Genomic DNA, 18,540 nt, shown 5'->3' on the forward strand with positions numbered 1-18,540 from the left:
CTCACACTCATTTAGGTGGTCCTAAAACGATGTGCTTTTAAACTATTAGGCTAGCCTAATCCTATGCACACGACAGTGACACGGCGCGCCGTTCTCGCAACTGGTATCGCAACGACAGGGTTGCTCGCCGGCTGTGTAAGCGGGACGGAAGACGGTGACGACGGCACCGATGGAGAGCCAACATCGGTAACGATGGAACCGGTCGGTTCCGTCGAGTTCGATTCGGCTCCCGACACCTGGCTCGCCTACGAGAGCGACTACGCCGACATGGGCGTCGCACTCGGCGTCGGCGAGGGGTTGCAAGCGGTCGGCGAGGGATATCGATATCATCCACACTACTACGAGGAACTGGACATTCCACACGTCGACGAGCCGACGGAGCTGTGGGCCGACGGGGTCGACACGGAACTGTTCTACGAACTCGACGTCGACGTCCACCTCGTCGATCCCAACTGGCTCGAGCACAACGCCGCCTTCGGACTCGACGCCGAGGACGTCGACGAACTCGAGGAGAACGTCGCGCCCTTCGTCGGGAACACGATCTTCCGACAGACCGACGAGTGGCACGATTACGAGTACTACACGCTCTACGAAGCCTTCGAGAAGATCGCGCAAGTGTTCGGTCGCGAAGATCGATACGAGGCGTTCGCCGACGTTCGCGAGGACCTGCTCGGGGAAATCGAGTCGTCGCTCCCACCGGAGGAAGACCAACTCGACGGCGTGCTCGTCTGGGCCGAGAACGATCCCGACGAGTTCACGGCGATGCGAATCAGCGACGAGGGGGCGGCCAATCAGCATTTCCGCGATCTCGACATCGGCGACGCCTTCGAAGGGACGGACGTTGACGGCCGAAGCACGGGTGATTCGGCCACGATCAACTTCGAGACGATGCTCGAGATCGATCCGGAGGCGATTTTCATCTCCGAACGCGAACAGGAGAGTCGCGAAGAGTTCGAGGAGGGGTTCGTCTCCTCACTCCGCGATCATCCGATTGGGAGCGACCTGAGGGCCGTTCAGGAAGACCGCGTCTTCCGAGGTGGCCCGATCTACCAGGGGCCGATATACAACCTGTTCGTGACCGAGCGCACGGCGCTCGAGTGTTATCCGGATCACTTCGAGGGCGAACTGTTCGATCGCGATCGGGTCTCGGAAATCGTCCGGAACGGTGCGTAAGATGGGAGAGGACGGCTCGACGGTCGTCGACGATCGATCTGACTCCGGGGCGTCGGCCGGAATTAGCGGTATCGCCCCATCGATACGACGCGGCCACTTCGAGCGGATCGACTCGAGTCTGCTCGCGCTCGCGCTCGCGAGCACGGGCATCGTGCTCGCTTCGCTGTTCGTACAGGTCAGCTACGGAACGTACACGATGTCGATCACCGACGCTTGGTTCGCACTGTTAGACGCCGACATCTGGCACGACCCGCGGATGCTCCTCTCGTTCGTGCTCGGAGAGGAACTGATGCGAACCGTTCTGTTCGTCTCCGAAAGTTATCAGGTCCCGGAGCTAGCGACGAACACCAACATCGTCTGGAACATGCGGTTCCCGCGGGTTCTCGTCGCGATTTTCGTCGGAATGAACCTCGCTATCTCGGGTGCGATCTTTCAGGCGGTCACCCGGAACGAACTCGCGAGTCCGTACATCCTCGGCGTCTCCTCGGGTGCCGGACTGGCGATATTGTTGACCCTCGTCGTCTTCTCGAGTGCGAACACGCTGCTCCCGATCACGGCCGCGGCCGGCGGGACGGGTGCGTTCGTGATCGTCTACGCGATCGCCTGGAAAGGCGGGACGAGTCCGATTCGACTCGTTCTCGCGGGCGTCATCGTGGCCACCGTCTGTACCTCCTTGCAGACCGCACTCTACCTCTTCGCCGAGGATATTTCGACCGTCCAGTCGGCCGTCGCGTGGACGACGGGCTCGCTCACAGGTGCCGACTGGGGCGACGTCCGTCTCGTCTTCCCCTGGACCGTACTCGCGATCTGTCTCGCTCTCGCCGGCTCGAGACAGCTCAACGTCCTCTTACTCGGCGAGCAGACTGCCGGCGCGCTCGGAATGTCGGTCGAACGGGTTCGGTTCGCCCTCTCGGCAGTGGCGATTCTCGCCGCCGCAGCCTCCATCGCCGTCGCCGGAATCGTCGGGTTCGTCGGGCTCATCGTCCCCCACGTCGTCCGGACGATCGTCGGGAGCGACTACAAGCGGTTGATGATCGGCTGTCTCTTCGTCGGCCCGGCACTGCTCGTCTCGGCTGACGTCGGCGCTCGACTCGGTATGCAGGTCCTCTTCGACAGCCCGAATCAGCTTCCGGTCGGCATTCTGACCGGCCTGATCGGCGGCCCGTACTTCCTCTATCTCATGCGCAAACGCGAGCAACTCGGTGAACTATGAGCAACGACTCACCTACACCCACGACAAAATCGAGGCCAGACAGTGAATCAACTGAAACGTCGTCCTCGCCGCTCCCCAACCAGCACGAGAGTGACCCGACCGACTCGAGTCGCCTCGTCGGTGACGCACTCGCGATCGGCTATCCGACGACTGACGAACCGGTCGTCGAGGTCGACCGACTCGATCTCCCTGCGGGAGAGGTGACGGCGCTCGTCGGTCCGAACGGCAGCGGCAAGTCGACGCTGTTGAAGTCCCTCGCCCGCCAGCACGCACCCGACGCCGGCAGCATCTTTTTCGACGGCGAGGACATCGATACGTTTGGCTCGAAAGCGTTCGCCAGGCGCGTCGGCTTGCTCTCACAGGAACACGACTCGCCGGGCAGCATGTCCGTCGAGGAGTTGATCTACTACGGCCGGTACCCCCATCGCGGGTTTTTCGAGACCGTCGATGCCGACGACGAAGCGGCCGTCGAACGATCGATCGATCTCGCAGGTATCGAGCACCTCAGAAACGACGATGTCGGCAACCTGAGCGGCGGGCAGAAACAACTCGTCTGGATCGCGATGGTCCTCGCACAGGAGACGGATATCCTCCTCCTCGACGAGCCGACGACGTACCTCGACTTGCACCACCAACTTCGAGTGATGGACGTGGTCGAGACGCTCAACGACGAACGCGACGTGACGGTCGGTATCGTCCTTCACGACATCTCCCAGGCGGCACGCTACGCGGACAACCTCGTCGCGCTCAAAGACGGCTCCGTCTTCGATTGGGGGCCGCCGAGTGAAGTCGTCACCGACGAACTGCTCGAGGACGTCTTCGGCGTCGTCGCAACCGTCGGATACGACGAAGACGGCCCGACGATCAGACCCCACCATCCGGTCGAGGAGTAATCGTCTGCGGTGTCTGAACTGAGTCCGAATCGCTCAAGTACGCGACGCTACTACCTGCTGTCGTGTCGAAGCAGGTCCAGGATGTCGAGACGATCTTCTGTCACGAGGTCGGCAACGACTACCTGATCGTCGTCCAGCGTGACGGAAAGCGATTGTTCCGAGCGAAACTCGGACTCTCGGAAACCTCGGCCGGTCCCCGTCCGGCGAAGTTCCGGCTCAAAGACGGCTCGAGCGAAGAGCCTCGCCAACCCGACGAGTTCGTCGAACTCGCCCGCCGAGCGAAGCGAATCCGAATTTCAGAGCAGACGTCGTCCTCGGGCCGCCAGGACCTCACCGAGATGTTCGGCGGCTACCAACTCGAGGACAAAGTCAAGGCCGTCCGGACCTGCCGTTACTGTGCGTCTGCGGGGCGATACTCGCCGATCACGACGGAGACGGCGATCAAAGATGACAACGACTGGATCTGTACGGACTGCGCTCGCCAGGAACTCGAGCGCCAACTCAGCTACTCCGGCGGCGGCGAGGTCACCGGTGCCGCGAAAGACCGACTCGAGGACCTCATGCTCGAGGTTCAGGAGTTAGATCGGATCATCAACCTGCTGAAGGGGCAACTCGATCCAGATCTAACGAAGTTCGATACCATCTCGGCGACGACCGAGGAGGTCGACCCCGTCCGCGTCGACTCGCTCGATTTGCACCCGGGCTTACAGGGACTGCTCGAGGATCGATTCGAGACGCTATTACCGGTTCAGAGTCTCGCGGTTGAGAACGGACTGTTCGATGGTGACGACCAGATGGTCGTCTCGGCGACCGCAACCGGGAAGACCCTCGTCGGCGAGATGACCGGCCTCAACCGCGTTCTCAACGGAAAAGGGAAGATGCTCTTTCTCGTACCCCTCGTCGCGCTGGCCAATCAGAAACACGAGGATTTCGAGGACGAGTACGGCCACCTCGTCGACGTCTCCATCCGCGTTGGCGCGAGTCGAATTTCGGACAACGGGAACCAGTTCGATCCGAACGCCGACGTCATCGTCGGCACCTACGAGGGGATCGATCACGCCCTGCGAACGGGCAAGGACATGGGCGACATCGGCACCGTCGTCATCGACGAGGTTCACACCCTCAAAGAAGAAGAGCGCGGTCACCGACTCGACGGCCTCATCTCGCGGCTCAAATATACGTGTGAGCAACGAGTGAAGCGCCGAGACGATTACGGCGGCGCACAGTGGGTCTACCTCTCCGCAACTGTCGGCAACCCCGAACAGTTAGCGAGTGCCCTCGAGTCGACGCTCATCGAGTTCGAGGAACGACCCGTCCCCATCGAACGCCACGTCACGTTCGCCGACGGGCAGGAGAAGGTCCGCATCGAGAACAAACTCGTCAAACGCGAGTTCGATACGGAGTCCTCGAAGGGGTATCGCGGGCAGACGATCATCTTCACGAACTCCCGCAGACGGTGTCACGAAATCTCGCGGAAACTAGATTACTCCGCCGCGCCCTACCACGCCGGATTGGACTACAAGCGTCGAAAGACGGTCGAACGCCAGTTCGGCGACCAGGACCTCGCGGCCGTCGTGACGACCGCTGCACTTGCCGCGGGTGTCGACTTCCCGGCCTCGCAGGTCGTCTTCGACTCGCTCGCGATGGGTATCGAGTGGCTCTCCGTCCAGGAGTTCCACCAGATGCTCGGGCGCGCGGGCCGTCCCGACTACCACGACGAGGGGAAAGTGTACGTCCTCGTCGAACCCGACACCGCCTACCACAACTCGATGGAGATGTCGGAAGACGAAGTCGCGTTCAAACTGCTGAAAGGCGACATGGAGTCGGTGATGACCCACTACGACGAGGGCGCGGCCGTCGAGGAGACGCTCGCGAACATCACCGTCGGTGGGAAGGCCGCGAAGGGACTCAACGACCGCATGCTCGGCGACGTCCCGACGAAACACGCTATCGGTAAACTCCTCCAGTACGAGTTCATCGACGGCTTCGAGCCCACGCCACTCGGTCGGGTCATCACCGAACACTTCTTAGAGCCCGGCGAAGCGTTCTCGCTCGTCGACGGCATACGAAAGGACGCTCACCCCTACGAACTGATCGCGGAGATCGAACTTCGCGAGACGGAACTCTAAGCGAGGACTCGAGCGGCCCGCGAAAAATTGTGGAACGCGATACTTATGGGACGAACGCGACGCCCAGCAGTGCCAACAAGATGACGGCGCCCGCGCCGACGACGCCGCCGAGGGCGACGATGACGAGCACGAGCGGCGTCACCGCGATGGGGAGCCCGAACACCGCACTGGTCAGGAACAAGACGAGCAACCCGACCACCGCGTTGACGATGAAGGGGGCGATTGCACGGACGATCGTTGCCGCGCCGAGAACGCCTATGAGAACGAGGATCAACAAGATGATCTCGAGGCCAGTCATGGGACCTGTTAATTCCACCTCGATCGGTAAAACCGTTCGGTCCGGAACGAAACCCTTTATGCAATGCGGCGGAAAGGTGGAGGTACGGGATCGTGGGTTAGCTTGGTATACTTCGGGCCTTGGGTGCCCGTGACCCCGGTTCAAATCCGGGCGATCCCATACGGTATATAAGTAAAGCAGATTATTTCGCCGCTTTACTTCATTCGTTCTCACACCGACCAGCGACTGCTTTCTCGAGGCGGTCTGCGTGACGGTCGTCCCTGGCCGTCGACCGGCAGTGACTTGACGTGTCGCCATCGTGGATCGTCCGTCACGAACCAGTTCGGTCGCATCTTCGCACTTCGAAAACGCCACGTGCCACTCCTTCAATCGTATTTGAACACCGAGTCTGATCCACAGCAAAGTTTAATACAGCCAAGAAGGGGCTGGGATTATGGGGATTCACGAAAAAGCTACAAGACTATGGAACGACGAATCATGGCGATATCCCCTTATTGTAGGCGGTATTTCGGTTCCAATATTGATTTCACTCCAAACGATGACCGATGGAAGTTTCACTTCATTACTTCCTCTCCTGGCGGGGTTTCTCGTGGGTTTTTGGCCTTCAAAAAACAACGTATCCAGCAAACGTGTTGGATGGCGAGCGGGACTGGTAAGTGGATTTGCGCTCGTATATCAAGGTGCGATATTCTCCACATTGATCCCATATGACGCTCAGCCATTATTTGCTTCTATTTTCACCCTTGTGGCATTAGTATTCGTTGTCGCTCTCGCTGTCGTTGTTTATGGTGTCATCGGCGCGATCGGCGGAATGATCGGAGATTGGCTATTTGAAAATACGAAATTACGTCCCGGGAGTTTGTCCGCGTAGAGTTATCAAGCTGAGGCACTATATTGATTAGGGAATCACTGGAAGGTATCGACTATCTCGGACATTGACGTGCTGTCGTATCCCACAGTGGGCTCATGGATACCGTCCGAGGTTTGCCGTGGCCGTCCGAAAGCTAAACAAGAGCCCTCAGGGCAAGAACGAGAATCGATTCAACCAAGAGCGAACTGGAGCGGACTCGTCCGGTCATCCTCGAGGTGATCTAAACGGGTCAAGTCACTACCACACGCCCATAGTTGATTTCATCGTCCACTGGCGGCTCGGACTCTGGCTCAGGACTTGGAGATGATCGAACGAGTTTGCCATCGCCATCCTCGGTTCCACGACGGGCAATGAACACCTCTGCATTCGGGACAAAATATGTCAAGCTATCGAATGAAAACTTTGAAACTGGCCATCTTCATAAGCACCCTCCGTTACTCTGCAGTTATGACAGCATCTCACAGACGTGGAACAACGCTCCTCAAGCGGTGGCTGATCAACGGCATCGCGATCACGATTCCGCTCGTGATCACGATCCTGGTGTTAGTCGTCGTCCTCAACTTCGTCCTGAACATCTTGTCTCCGGTCGTCCAGGGAATCGTCTATGTCCTTCCGAACGACCCACCGACGGTCGTCGTCGAACTCGTGACACTGCTATCCCTGATTGGGTTCTTTTTACTGGTCGGGATCGTCGCCGAGTACACCCCCGGCAGATACATCTCACAGCGCTTAGACGCGACGATGGAAACGATTCCGGGCGTGAGTACGGTCTACGAGAGCGTCCGTCGAGCGAGTAACATGCTAATCGACGACGATACGGAGCAGTTCCAAGACGTGAAAGTTGTCGAGTTCCCGCACAAAGACGCCTACATGCTCGGTTTTCTCACCGCGGGTACTCCGCCTGCGATCGAAAATCGCGTCGACAATAGTACGTTAGTCACGATCATGGTTCCGCTCGGCCCGAATCCGACGACGAACGGCTTCGTCATGCACATGCCTGCTGAGCACGTCTACGACGTCGATATCACTGTCGAAGAAGCAATTCGATCGATCGCAACGCTCGGCGTCGACTCGAGCGACCTCGGGAACGAAATGCGACCCGAGTAGGTGGAGACCTGAATATAATCCGTACTGTCCGCCTCAGCCAATACGAATCGGGCATACATACATATGGGTGCTGTCCCGATTGGAACTGTGGCAATGGTGACTGGAGTGAAACAGGGGACAGGAACACGGCGTGTGTGCCCCAGCACTCTGCTGGTGGCGATCGGTGAACGAACGGTTCGGATATCCGATTCGTTCTCCGGTAGCATTCGACGATCAGTTTCGCTCTGCTTTACCACCATTTATACCCGGTGGCGCACCTAGGAGTGTCTAATGGCGCAAGCGGGAAATTCGGAACTCGTCGACGCATTCGAGCAGTTCTTCCGCAACTACTACGACAACCAGATCAAGCAACTTGCCCAGCGATATCCGAACGAACAGCGCTCGCTTCACGTCGACTGGCAGGACCTCTATCGGTACGACCCCGACCTCGCGGATGACTTTCTCAATCAGCCCGAACAGCTCCAGCGCTACGCCGAAGAGGCGCTTCGACTGTACGACCTCCCCATCGACGTGAGTCTCGGGCAGGCACACGTCCGAGTGAAGAACCTTCCCGACACCGAAACCCCGGAAATCCGTGACATTCGCGCGCGGGATATGAACTCGCTCGTACAGGTTCACGGTATCGTCCGAAAGGCGACGGACGTCCGTCCGAAGATCGAAGAAGCCGCTTTCGAGTGTCAACTCTGTGGCACGCTCTCGAGAATCCCCCAATCCAGCGGTGACTTTCAGGAACCCCACGAGTGTCAGGGCTGTGAACGACAGGGCCCCTTCCGCGTCAACTTCGATCAATCGGAGTTCATCGACTCGCAGAAGCTCCGGATGCAGGAGAGTCCGGAGGGACTGCGCGGCGGCGAGACGCCACAGTCACTCGACGTTCACATCGAAGACGACATCACCGGCGAAGTCACGCCCGGTGATCACGTCTCCGCCACCGGCGTCCTCAGACTCGAGCAACAGGGCAACGAGCAGGAGAAATCGCCCGTCTTCGACTTCTACATGGAAGGCATGTCCGTCGACATCGACGAAGAACAGTTCGAGGACATGGACATCACCGACGAGGACAAAGAAGAGATCGTCCGCCTCTCCTCGAGTGAGGGTATCTACGAGAAGATGATCGCCTCCATCGCACCCTCCATCTACGGCTACGATCAGGAGAAACTCGCGATGATTCTCCAGTTGTTCTCGGGCGTCACGAAGCAGTTGCCAGACGGCTCGCGGATTCGTGGTGACCTGCACATGCTCCTCATCGGGGATCCAGGTACCGGTAAGTGCGTTCGCGGAGATACGAAAGTCGCCCTCGCAGACGGTCGCAACGTTTCGATACGTGAGATCGTCGAGTCGAATCTCGAGGACCCGAAACCAATCGACGACGGCTGGTACGACGAGATCGATCTCGAGGTACCGTCGCTACAGAGCGATGGATCGATCGCGCCCCAGCGGGCGACCAAAGTTTGGAAACGAGAAGCTCCCGAGCAGATGTATCGGATACAGACCTCGAGTGGACGAGAACTCGAGGTGACGCCGTCTCATCCGCTGTTCGTACAGCGTGATGGGCAGTTCGAACCGGTTGTTGCGAGTGACCTCACTGAAGGACAATTCATCGCCACACCGCGAGCCCTCCCCACAGAAGGCGAGAACGTGCTCGACGTTGATTTCCGCCAATCGCAATCGAGAAATGCAGTTCAATTGGACCTGCCAACGGAATGGACTCCGTCGTTGGCTCGATTGATTGGATATATCATCGCAGAAGGGTACGTCGAACAGCGGGACGACAATACTGGATTTGTTTCGATTACGAATAACGACAGAGAGGTATTGGACGACGCTGCCAATGCACTCGAGGAACTGGGCCTCAACACGACAGAACGCAGTCCTTGCGAGTCAAAGGAGGCACGCGAACTACGTTGTTCGGCGGGAGAGTTCGTCAGCTTTCTCGAGACGCTCGAGCCGTGTATTCTCCAGTCATCCAAAAAGCAACGCGTCCCAGATGCTATCTTCACGGCTTCTGAGTCGGCGAAATCCGGATTCCTCACGGCCTTCATCGAAGGGGAAAGTCATGTTTCGGAGTCTCAGCGAGAGATTACTGTCGCTTCAATGAGTCGTGAGTTGCTCGAGAACGTTCGAACGTTACTGCTCTCAGTTGGAATTCGCTCACAGCTTTACGAACGACGGAACGACAGTTATCGACTCAGAATAAGCGGGAACGAATTTTCAAAATACGTCTCTCAAATTGGGTTTGTGACCCAGCGAAAGCGAGAAACTGTGTCACAGCACGCAAATACAGCCCGAAATACGAATCTCGATATCGTCCCGAATCTGGGTTCGGAACTCCGGCAAATTCGGGAATCACTATCGCTTACGCAAGCTGACTGTCGGCTTCCTCGATCGACGTACCAGAACTACGAACGCGGATCGAAAAACCCGAGTCGAGAGAGTCTCCGAAAGGTCATCTCGGCATTCAAAGACGCACTACCAGCGAAAGCTGACCAAAGCGAAGCGGACAATGTCGTAGCTGACGGTGGGTCCATAGAAACGAGCATTGCGGCTCTCGAGCCATTCGCTGAAGGAGATGTCTGCTGGGAATGCATCGAGTCGATCGACAGAATTGAACCAGATTACGACTGGGTATACGATCTCGAGGTTGAGGAAACCCACAACTATGTCTCGAACGGGGTTATCTCGCATAACTCCCAGATGCTGGGCTACATCCAGAATATCGCGCCTCGAGCGGTCTACACCTCGGGGAAGGGCTCTTCGTCTGCAGGGCTGACCGCGGCTGCCGTACGCGACGACTTCGGTGACGGCCAGCAGTGGACGCTCGAGGCTGGGGCGCTCGTCCTCGCCGATCAGGGAATCGCGGCGGTCGACGAGCTCGATAAAATGCGAAGTGAGGACAGGAGTGCCATGCACGAGGCCCTAGAGCAACAGAAGATCTCGGTCTCCAAGGCCGGAATCAACGCGACGCTCAAGTCTCGGTGCTCACTACTTGGCGCGGCGAACCCAAAGTACGGGCGATTCGACCACTACGAGCCGATCAGCGAGCAGATCGACCTCGAGCCGGCGCTCATCTCGCGATTCGACCTGATCTTCACGGTCACGGACCAGCCAGACGAAGAGAAAGATCGGAACCTCGCCGAACACATCATCACCACCAACTACGCGGGTGAGTTAACCACCCAGCGCGAGCAGATGACGTCGATGGACGTCTCGAGCGAGGAAATCGAGGAGATGACGGAGCAAGTCGACCCCGAAATCGACTCGGAACTCCTGCGAAAGTACATCGCGTACTCCAAGCAAAACTGTCACCCCCGCATGACAGAAGCCGCCCGAGAGGCGATTCGAGACTTCTACGTCGATCTCCGTTCACAGGGAACAGACGAGGACGCTGCCGTTCCGGTGACGGCACGAAAACTCGAGGCTCTCGTCCGATTGTCGGAGGCCAGTGCCCGCGTTCGACTTTCGGATACGGTCGAGGAGACGGACGCGACTCGCGTCATCGAGATCGTTCGCTCGTGTCTTCAGGACATCGGTGTCGATCCCGAAACCGGCGAGTTCGACGCGGACATCGTCGAGGCCGGAACCTCGAAATCGCAGCGCGATCGGATCAAGAATCTCAAACAACTCATTAGCGACATCGAAGAGGAGTACGACGACGGTGCACCGGTTGATATCGTCTTAGAGCGCGCCGAGGAGGTTGGAATGGACCACTCGAAGGCAGAACACGAAATCGAGAAACTCAAACAGAAAGGCGAGGTCTACGAACCGAGTACGAACACTCTCCGGACGACCTAACGGTGGCGGTGCTCGGACTCGAACGTGGGTTTCATACGCAGAAAATCATCGAGTACTCGAGCGCGCGTTACAAGTCGTCGATGAGCGTGACTGTCGACCGGATCGTTGCCGGTGCAACGTCGGCAACGTCGGCTGCCTGAGCTTGCGTGACGGTCGGCCACTCGTCGCGTTCACCGGCAGCTTTGTACAGACAGGCTGCGGCGACACCGCTTGGATTTCGCCCGCTCATGACTTCCGCCTCGAGCAATGCGGAGGCGTGTACGTTGGCTCGCTGTTCGACGGCACTCTCGAGGTCGAGTTTCGATGCGTACCGAGGCAAATACTGAGTCGGCTCGATCGGACCGGTTGGAAGTCCCAGTTCACGATTCAACGCGTCGTAGGCGACCTGCAGTTCGTCGCTGTCGGCGCGGGAAACGGCCGTGACTTCGTCGACCGTTCGTGCGAGTGAGCACGTTCGACAGATCGCGTACATCGATGCAGCGGCGAACCCCTCGAGAGAGCGTCCCTGAAAGAGTCCCTCCGATTGGGCTGATTTGAAGAGCGTACAGGCCTGTTCTTTCGCACTCTTGGGAAGCGAAAGCGACGCGGTGATGCGACGAATTTCGCTAAACCCGTAGACCTGGTTGCGTTTCGCTTTCGTCGAAATTCGGGCGCGATTGTGCTCTCGACGAAGGCGGGCGATCTGTCGTCGCTTTCGGCCGGTGAGTCGAGCCCGGTAGCTGGCATTCGATCCAGTCCCGAATCCGATTTCGGTCGATAGCCCACGGTCGTGTCTCGAGCGCGTCAGGGGTGCTCCGGTTCGTCGTCGGTCGGTTTCTTCGTCGTCGAACGATCGCCACTCCGGCCCTCGGTCGATCGTATCCTCCGCGGATACGAGTCCGCAATCTTCACAAACCGTTTCTGTTCCGTTGGTTCGTAATCTACCGTCACACTCGGGGCAGACGGCAGTTGAATCGGCAATCTGCATTATTGTGTCGTACGTGATGAATTACTAACTTGTTAGTATTTAAAATATTGGAAATTGAAGGGAATACTACTTGATGGATGCGGGTTCGATCGCAAACGAGTCTTCCTTTCGCTGGTCGAACGACGTTGGTGGACGATTCGACTAACAGTGTGGACTCCAGAACTGAATCGTGCTCGAGGATTGTGCCGCCTGATCGCTTACGCGTCGTCGCTCAACGTCTCGAGCACGCCGTCGAAATCACCGGGAACCGGTTCGGGATCGCCGCCTGCAGCGGCTGCGGCGTCCGGATCTTTGAGCAGGTGACCGGTGGTGAGACAGGCGACGCGTTCGTCGGCGTCGACGATACCCGCGTTTCGAAGTTTTCGGAGTCCGGCGACGGAGGCGGCGGAGGCTGGCTCGACACCGATGCCCTCGCCGGCGAGGTCACGTTGAGCGGCCGTTATTTCTTCGTCGGAAACCGAGACCGCCGTCCCGTCGGTCTCGCGAATACCCGGGAGCGCCTTCGGTGCGTTGACCGGGTTTCCAATCCGGATCGCCGTTGCGCGCGTTTCGACGTCGTCCCACCGTCGGACTTCGTCTGCACCATTTTCGATCGCTTCGACCATCGGCGCTGCGCCGTCGGCTTGGACGCCGGTCAGCTTCGGCACGTCTGCTTCCGCGAGTTCGCCCGCCTGGACGAGTTCGCGGAAGGCCTTGTACAGCGCGGACGTGTTCCCGGCGTTGCCGACCGGCAGGACGATTCGATCCGGAACGGCCTCGTAATCCGCGAGGAACCCCTCGAGAATCTCGAGTCCGATCGTTTTCTGGCCCTCGAGTCGGAACGGATTCAACGAGTTCAGGAGGTACGCCTCGCCTCGGCTGGCCAGTTCTTGCACGAAGTCGAGGCAGGTGTCGAAATTGTCGTCGACCTCGAGAATGCGAGCGCCGTGCAGGCTGGCCTGGGCGATCTTCCCCGCGGCGACCTTGCCGGCGGGGAGGAGGACGAGCGTTTCCATTCCCCCGCGGGAACCGTACGCTGCGAGTGCGGCGCTCGTGTTGCCCGTCGACGCGCAGGCGAGGCGACCGACGCCGAGTTCCTTCGCGACGCGAACGCCGACTGTCATGCCGCGGTCTTTGAACGACCCCGTCGGGTTCATCCCTTCGTGTTTGATTCGCAGCGTCTCGACGCCGATATCGTCCTCGAGACGCGGTACTTCGTACAGCGGCGTGTCGCCTTCCTGAATCGAAACTCCCTCGTCGAATGGGAGCGCGTCGGCGTAGCGCCAGACGCCACGTCCTTCAAAGTCGTCGAACGTCGGCAACTCGTCGTAGCGTACCTCGAGCAGGCCGTCGCACTCGTCGCAAGTGTATCGGATGTCGTCGAACGGGGCGAACGTCTCGCCACACTCGATACACTCGAGCCAGACGCCGTCGTCGGCGTTGGCAGGCACTGCCGGTTGATCAGCGGAGAGGCTGAGACTCATTATCGCTCGAGAGGGGGGCGAGGGGGAAAAAGGACGTGGGTTCGTGGGGCGTTCGGGGCAAACGCGTTCGTCGTGAACTCTCGCGTTTGGACGATTGGTCCGCTACTTTCGGGTCGATACAGTAAGTCGAGATCGCTCACGCTACGACGAGGATAAGGAGTGCCGCCGGCACGATCATCATCAATAGCGTGGCGAGCAGTGCTTTGAACCACATGATCTCGACTGCGAGGTCCCGATCCGTTGGTATAATATTCCGTCACTGTCTCAGGCATCGAAAATAACTCACTGCAAGAAACTTGGAATTTACTCGAGTAGGGCCCGCCTTGTGCCTCGAGAGAGTCGTCCAGCCAAAATCTGGACCAAAACGGTCGCTCGTTTCGCTCGTGTGTCGACTACTCGAGTAGCCAACTCAACAACGCCTTCTGTGCGTGCAGTCGATTCTACAACCCACCTTTTTCCACTCGGGTTCACTTCGCTCACGGCGTCGCCGTTCGCTGTCGCGATTCTCACTCACCTCGTTCGTCCCGAATCGCGCCTCGCTCACCCGTCGCGCAAAAACCTGGACTAAAAAGCCACCCGCTCGTTTCACTCGCGGTCGGTACTACTCGAGCAGCCAACTCAACAACGCCTTCTGTGCGTGCAGTCGGTTTTCAGCCTGATCGAACACGACCGAGTGCTCGCTCTCGACGACATTGTCGGTGATCTCCTCGCCGCGGTGGGCGGGTAGACAGTGCATAACGGAGGCTTCCGGTGCGTGCTCGAGCAAACTCGAACAGACCTGGAAGCCCTCGAAGGCGTCCATTCGGACGTCACGTTCGTCCTCCTGGCCCATGCTGATCCAGACGTCGGTGTAGATGACATCGACGCCCGAGACGGCGTCAACGGGATCGCTCGTGACCGTCGGGTCGCCGCCGAGTTCGCGCGCTCGCTCGAGGACGGCGTCGTCGACGCCGTAGCCCTCGGGGGTGGCGACCGTCAGATCGATGCCGGCGAGCGCACAGCCGAGGACGAACGACTGGGCGACGTTGTTGCCGTCGCCGACCCACGCCGCCGAGACGCCCTCGAAGCCGCCTTCTTGCTCGCGGATCGTCAACAGATCGGCGAGCGTCTGGCAGGGGTGGGCGTCGTCGGTCAGGCCGTTGACGACCGGCACCGAGGCGTACTCCGCGAACACTTCGATGTTCTCGTGTTTGAAGACGCGAGCCATCACGGCGTCGACGTACCGCGAGAGCGTTCGCGAGGTGTCTTTGAGCGGTTCGCCTCGCCCGAGTTGGATGTCGTCCTCGCCGAGGAAGACGGCGTGGCCGCCGAGTTGGGTCATCCCCGTCTCGAAGGAGACGCGAGTTCGCGTACTCGGCTTCTGGAAGATCATGCCCAGGGTCTGGCCAGCGAGATCCGCGTGGTCTTCGCCGCGTTCCTGAGCGCGCTTGTACGTCGCCGCGCGTTCGAGGACCGTCTCGAGTTCGGCTTGCGAGAGGTCGGTGATCTCGAGGAAGTGACGGACGTCAGTGGTTGTGGCCATCACTCCTCACCTCCGCGAAGCGTTGTCGAAACCCCTTCTAAGACCGCAACGGAGCGGTCGAATTCCGCGAGCGAGAGTCGTTCGTCCGGCGCGTGATCGAGGTCCGAGTTGCCGGGGCCGTAGGTAACCATCGGACAGTCCCACTCGCCGGCATAGAGGTTCATGTCGCTGGTCCCGGTCTTGCGCAGGAGTCGGGGGTCACCGACCTCGTTGCGGATCGCAACGCGGAACGCGCGAGCGACCTCGGTCCGTGGACTTTCCATGACCGGTGGGATCGGTTCGGCCCAGGAGACGGTCCCGATCTCGAGGCCGGCTTCGGCTGTCTCGCGGACGGATTCGGCGTCCAGTGACGGCGGAATCCGCAACTGAACGTCGAGGGTCGCCTCGACTGAAAGCCCGTCCTCGCTGATCCCGCCGTCGATATCGACGGGTTTGGCGGTGACGCGTTCGAAGACGGCCGTGTACTCGTCGTTCTCGAAGGCCGCTTCGACGCCGTTCCACCAGTTCGTCGCGTGTTGGATCGCGTTCGGCTCCGGCCGTGACGTGTGGCCGGATTCGCTGGTCGCGACGTAGGTGCCTGCGAGAAAGCCACGATAGCCGAGCGTAATCCCAGTGGTTCCGCTGGGTTCGCCGTTGACGACGGCATCGGGCTCCGATCGCTCGTCGACCAGGTGCCGTGCGCCGCGCGAACTGGTCTCCTCGCCGACGACGCCGACGAAGGAGACGCCGGTTCGAACGGCTGCTGCGGCCATCGCGGCCAACGGGCCGGTGGCGTCGACGCTGCCACGACCCCAGAGGACGTCTTCGCCGAGTTCGTCGGCAACGTCTTGCTCGAGGTCGTTCTCGTCCGCTGGCTCGACTTCGACCGGAATTTCGCCGGGCACGGTATCGACGTGTGAGGTCAACAGCACGGAATCGTCTGCCGGTGCCCGTACGTTGCCGACCTCGTCCAGCCACGCCTCGCGGCCGTAGCTCTCGAAGAATTCGACGAGGACCTCGGCCGCGTCGGTTTCTGCATCCGATGGTGAGGGTGTCGATACGAGGTCGATCAGAAGTTGGCGGGCGTCTGCGGCCGAAACGTCGGTCTGATCGGTCATGCTCGCGTTCATGATTCCTCGTCGGAGCCGATAACCGCCGTCAGCGCGGTGACGAGTTGGTCCGCCTCCGCCTCGTCGATCACGAGTGGCGGCAGCAGCCGCAATACGGTTCGACCCGCGGGCAAGGCAAGCACCTGGTGGTTCATCGCCAGATCACGCGCTGCGCGGTTTGCCCCGCGTTTCAACTCGAGGCCGATAAGCAGGCCCTCACCACGGACCTCACGCACGTCGTCACCGAGTGCGGCCTCGAGTTCGGTCGTGAGATAGTCGCCCATCTCGGCGGCGTGGGCGGGCCACTCCTCCTCGACGAGCGTCGAGATGGTTGCATGGACTGCGGCGGTAACGACGGGCCCGCCGCTGAACGTGGCGTTGTGGGATGCTGCGCCGTTTGCGATCCAGTCTTGGACCGCAACCGCGCCGATTGGCAGCCCGTTACCGAGCCCTTTCGCGGTCGTGAGGATGTCGGGTGTGACACCCGCGTTCTGACAGGCCCACATCTGTCCCGTCCGGCCCATGCCGGTCTGGACCTCGTCGAAGACGAGCGCTGCACCGACTTCCTCGGTACAGTCACGAGCCGTCTCGAGGTAGCCCGCCGGCGGGACGTTGATCCCCCCTTCGCCCTGAATCGGCTCCAAGATCACCGCAGCGGTCTCGTCGTCCACAGCCTCCGCGAGTTCCTCGCTGTCGCCGTAAGGGACGAACTCGATGTCGCCGACGAGCGGTTCGTATGGCTCTTTGTACTTGTCTTTCCACGTCGCCGCCAGCGACCCCATCGTCCGTCCGTGGAACGAGCGAGTCGCGGCGATGATCTTCGAGTTGCCGGTCGCCGAGCGGGCGAACTTCAGTGCTGCCTCGTTGGATTCGGTCCCGGAGTTACAGAACCACGCCTGCTCGAGGCCGTCGGGTGTCGAGGCCACGAACGCGGCGTAGGCGTCCGCCCGTGACTGGACTGGGAACGAGGAGTCGACGAACGTTAGGTCTTCGACCTGTGTCGTGACGGCGTCGACGACCGCTGGATGGGAGTGGCCAAGCGGCGTACACGCGAAACTCGCGCCAGCATCGAGGTACTCCGTTCCGTCCGCGGTGTACAGCGAGACGCCCTCACCGCGTTCGATTCCGATCGGCTTGCTTCCGGAAATGAAATCGTCGTCGCTCATTTTGCAGTCTCCGTTTCCATTTCGTCTGCGAGTACGTCTGGCTCGAGCGTCGTGCCCTCGCCTGCGAGCGCGCTCGTAATCGGTGCGTCCGCGTTGGCGGTCGCGACGATCACCGAGGACGCGCCGCCCTCGAGTGCCTCTTCGGCGGCCATGACCTTCTTGGTCATGAAGCCTTCTGCAGCCGATTTGACCTGCTCGAATTCGTCGGGGGTTGCAGCCGAATCGATCTTGGTCGACTCGTCGTCGGGGTCCTCGTAGATCCCGGATACGTCGGTGAGGACGACCAGATCGGCCTCGAGCGCGCCAGCAATCGCTGCGGCCGCGCGGTCGGCGTCGGCGTTGACCGCCGTGTAGCTCCCGTCTTTCTCCTTTCCGAGTACGGGAACGGAGACAACGGGCGTGTAACCGCCCGCGAGGACGGTCTCGAGCAAGTCTGCGTTGACCGACTCGATCTTCCCCGAGTGGTCGCCGCGTTTGATCTTCTTCTTGCCGTCTTCTTTCACGCGGACGGCCGACTTGCGTTTCCCCTCGAGGAGTTTCCCATCGGTACCCGAGAGGCCGACGGCGTCGACGCCCTCGTTTTGGAGGCTCTCGACCAGATCGGTGTTGAGCTTGCCGGGCATGACCATCTTGAACACGTCCATCGTGTCCGCGTCGGTAAAGCGCCCGACAACGCCGCCGGGGGTCTCGACGTAGGTTGGCTCCTGCCCGAGGTCCTCGAGCGTCTCGTCGACGGCGGTCGACCCGCCGTGGGTCAACACCACGTCCTCGCCGTCGGCGACGAGGCTCGCGACGTCCGCCAGTGCGCCTTCGGGATCGACGGCGCGTGCGCCGCCGATCTTGATTACTGTCGTCATC

At 60.1% G+C, this 18,540-nt stretch carries 14 protein-coding genes and 1 tRNA gene; 8 read left to right on the top strand and 7 right to left on the bottom strand.

Features of this window, described 5'->3' with window-relative positions:
• The first annotated feature begins 75 nt into the window (after positions 1 to 75).
• The 4 genes from BB347_RS12475 to BB347_RS12490 all read left to right on the top strand — a co-directional run bounded on the left by BB347_RS12475 (position 76) and on the right by BB347_RS12490 (position 5,408).
• Positions 76 to 1,173 (top strand): ABC transporter substrate-binding protein, encoded by a 1,098-nt coding sequence (locus BB347_RS12475; RefSeq protein WP_236995951.1) that lies wholly within the window; start codon positions 76 to 78, stop codon positions 1,171 to 1,173.
• A gap of 1 nt (position 1,174) precedes the next feature.
• On the top strand, positions 1,175 to 2,386 hold the full coding sequence (locus tag BB347_RS12480; RefSeq protein WP_083687813.1) for a FecCD family ABC transporter permease: 1,212 nt from the start codon (positions 1,175 to 1,177) through the stop codon (positions 2,384 to 2,386).
• Positions 2,383 to 3,279 (top strand): ABC transporter ATP-binding protein, encoded by an 897-nt coding sequence (locus tag BB347_RS12485; RefSeq protein WP_076583767.1) that lies wholly within the window; start codon positions 2,383 to 2,385, stop codon positions 3,277 to 3,279. The genes BB347_RS12480 and BB347_RS12485 overlap by 4 nt, the downstream gene beginning before the upstream one ends.
• Before the next feature lie 62 nt (positions 3,280 to 3,341).
• On the top strand, positions 3,342 to 5,408 hold the full coding sequence (locus BB347_RS12490; protein ID WP_076583768.1) for a DEAD/DEAH box helicase: 2,067 nt from the start codon (positions 3,342 to 3,344) through the stop codon (positions 5,406 to 5,408).
• 43 nt (positions 5,409 to 5,451) lie between these two features.
• Here the strand turns inward: BB347_RS12490 and BB347_RS12495 are convergent, their stop codons facing one another.
• A complete protein-coding gene (locus BB347_RS12495; RefSeq protein ID WP_076583770.1) occupies positions 5,452 to 5,706 on the bottom strand; it encodes a hypothetical protein in 255 nt (84 codons plus the stop codon).
• Positions 5,707 to 5,792: 86 nt separating this feature from the next.
• Here BB347_RS12495 and BB347_RS12500 point away from each other — a divergent pair.
• From BB347_RS12500 to BB347_RS12510, 4 genes are all read left to right on the top strand, one after another.
• Positions 5,793 to 5,865: transfer RNA gene (locus tag BB347_RS12500), tRNA-Pro, on the top strand.
• 274 nt (positions 5,866 to 6,139) lie between these two features.
• Complete coding sequence (locus BB347_RS19005) at positions 6,140 to 6,577, top strand: DUF5518 domain-containing protein (protein WP_139327055.1); 438 nt, start codon at positions 6,140 to 6,142, stop codon at positions 6,575 to 6,577.
• A gap of 447 nt (positions 6,578 to 7,024) precedes the next feature.
• Positions 7,025 to 7,684, top strand: a complete 660-nt coding sequence (locus BB347_RS12505) for a DUF502 domain-containing protein (protein WP_076583771.1) — start codon at positions 7,025 to 7,027, stop codon at positions 7,682 to 7,684.
• A 270-nt stretch (positions 7,685 to 7,954) separates the two neighbouring features.
• Positions 7,955 to 11,476, top strand: coding sequence for an LAGLIDADG family homing endonuclease (locus tag BB347_RS12510; RefSeq protein ID WP_076583773.1), 3,522 nt, complete (start codon positions 7,955 to 7,957; stop codon positions 11,474 to 11,476).
• Between the two features lie 67 nt (positions 11,477 to 11,543).
• Here the strand turns inward: BB347_RS12510 and BB347_RS12515 are convergent, their stop codons facing one another.
• From BB347_RS12515 to BB347_RS12540, 6 genes are all read right to left on the bottom strand, one after another.
• Positions 11,544 to 12,443 (bottom strand): transcription initiation factor IIB, encoded by a 900-nt coding sequence (locus tag BB347_RS12515; RefSeq protein WP_076583775.1) that lies wholly within the window; start codon positions 12,441 to 12,443, stop codon positions 11,544 to 11,546.
• Positions 12,444 to 12,640: 197 nt separating this feature from the next.
• On the bottom strand, positions 12,641 to 13,906 hold the full coding sequence (gene thrC / locus BB347_RS12520) for a threonine synthase (protein ID WP_076583777.1): 1,266 nt from the start codon (positions 13,904 to 13,906) through the stop codon (positions 12,641 to 12,643).
• Between the two features lie 601 nt (positions 13,907 to 14,507).
• Entirely contained in the window at positions 14,508 to 15,428 is a 921-nt protein-coding gene (gene argF / locus BB347_RS12525) for an ornithine carbamoyltransferase (protein ID WP_076583779.1), read from the bottom strand.
• Positions 15,428 to 16,537 (bottom strand): [LysW]-lysine hydrolase, encoded by a 1,110-nt coding sequence (locus BB347_RS12530; protein WP_170872025.1) that lies wholly within the window; start codon positions 16,535 to 16,537, stop codon positions 15,428 to 15,430. The genes argF and BB347_RS12530 overlap by 1 nt, the downstream gene beginning before the upstream one ends.
• On the bottom strand, positions 16,534 to 17,682 hold the full coding sequence (locus tag BB347_RS12535; protein ID WP_076583781.1) for an aspartate aminotransferase family protein: 1,149 nt from the start codon (positions 17,680 to 17,682) through the stop codon (positions 16,534 to 16,536). The genes BB347_RS12530 and BB347_RS12535 overlap by 4 nt, the downstream gene beginning before the upstream one ends.
• Positions 17,679 to 18,539 carry an acetylglutamate/acetylaminoadipate kinase gene (locus BB347_RS12540; protein WP_076583783.1) on the bottom strand — a complete coding sequence of 287 codons (861 nt, stop codon included), beginning with the start codon at positions 18,537 to 18,539 and terminating at the stop codon, positions 17,679 to 17,681. The genes BB347_RS12535 and BB347_RS12540 overlap by 4 nt, the downstream gene beginning before the upstream one ends.
• Position 18,540 lies beyond the last annotated feature (1 nt).

The sequence above is a fragment of the Natronorubrum daqingense genome (genome assembly GCF_001971705.1).
Lineage (GTDB): Archaea > Halobacteriota > Halobacteria > Halobacteriales > Natrialbaceae > Natronorubrum > Natronorubrum daqingense.

Bases quoted from the DNA above. Each gene is read 5' to 3' on its own strand.
- BB347_RS12535 (WP_076583781.1), bottom strand. From the start codon at position 17,682: ATGAGCGACGACGATTTCATTTCCGGAAGCAAGCCGATCGGAATCGAA.
- thrC (WP_076583777.1), bottom strand. From the start codon at position 13,906: ATGAGTCTCAGCCTCTCCGCTGATCAACCGGCAGTGCCTGCCAACGCC.
- BB347_RS12510 (WP_076583773.1), top strand. From the start codon at position 7,955: ATGGCGCAAGCGGGAAATTCGGAACTCGTCGACGCATTCGAGCAGTTC.
- argF (WP_076583779.1), bottom strand. From the start codon at position 15,428: ATGGCCACAACCACTGACGTCCGTCACTTCCTCGAGATCACCGACCTC.
- BB347_RS12515 (WP_076583775.1), bottom strand. From the start codon at position 12,443: ATGCAGATTGCCGATTCAACTGCCGTCTGCCCCGAGTGTGACGGTAGA.
- BB347_RS12480 (WP_083687813.1), top strand. From the start codon at position 1,175: ATGGGAGAGGACGGCTCGACGGTCGTCGACGATCGATCTGACTCCGGG.
- BB347_RS12540 (WP_076583783.1), bottom strand. From the start codon at position 18,539: ATGACGACAGTAATCAAGATCGGCGGCGCACGCGCCGTCGATCCCGAA.
- BB347_RS12505 (WP_076583771.1), top strand. From the start codon at position 7,025: ATGACAGCATCTCACAGACGTGGAACAACGCTCCTCAAGCGGTGGCTG.
- BB347_RS12530 (WP_170872025.1), bottom strand. From the start codon at position 16,537: ATGAACGCGAGCATGACCGATCAGACCGACGTTTCGGCCGCAGACGCC.
- BB347_RS12485 (WP_076583767.1), top strand. From the start codon at position 2,383: ATGAGCAACGACTCACCTACACCCACGACAAAATCGAGGCCAGACAGT.
- BB347_RS12495 (WP_076583770.1), bottom strand. From the start codon at position 5,706: ATGACTGGCCTCGAGATCATCTTGTTGATCCTCGTTCTCATAGGCGTT.
- BB347_RS19005 (WP_139327055.1), top strand. From the start codon at position 6,140: ATGGGGATTCACGAAAAAGCTACAAGACTATGGAACGACGAATCATGG.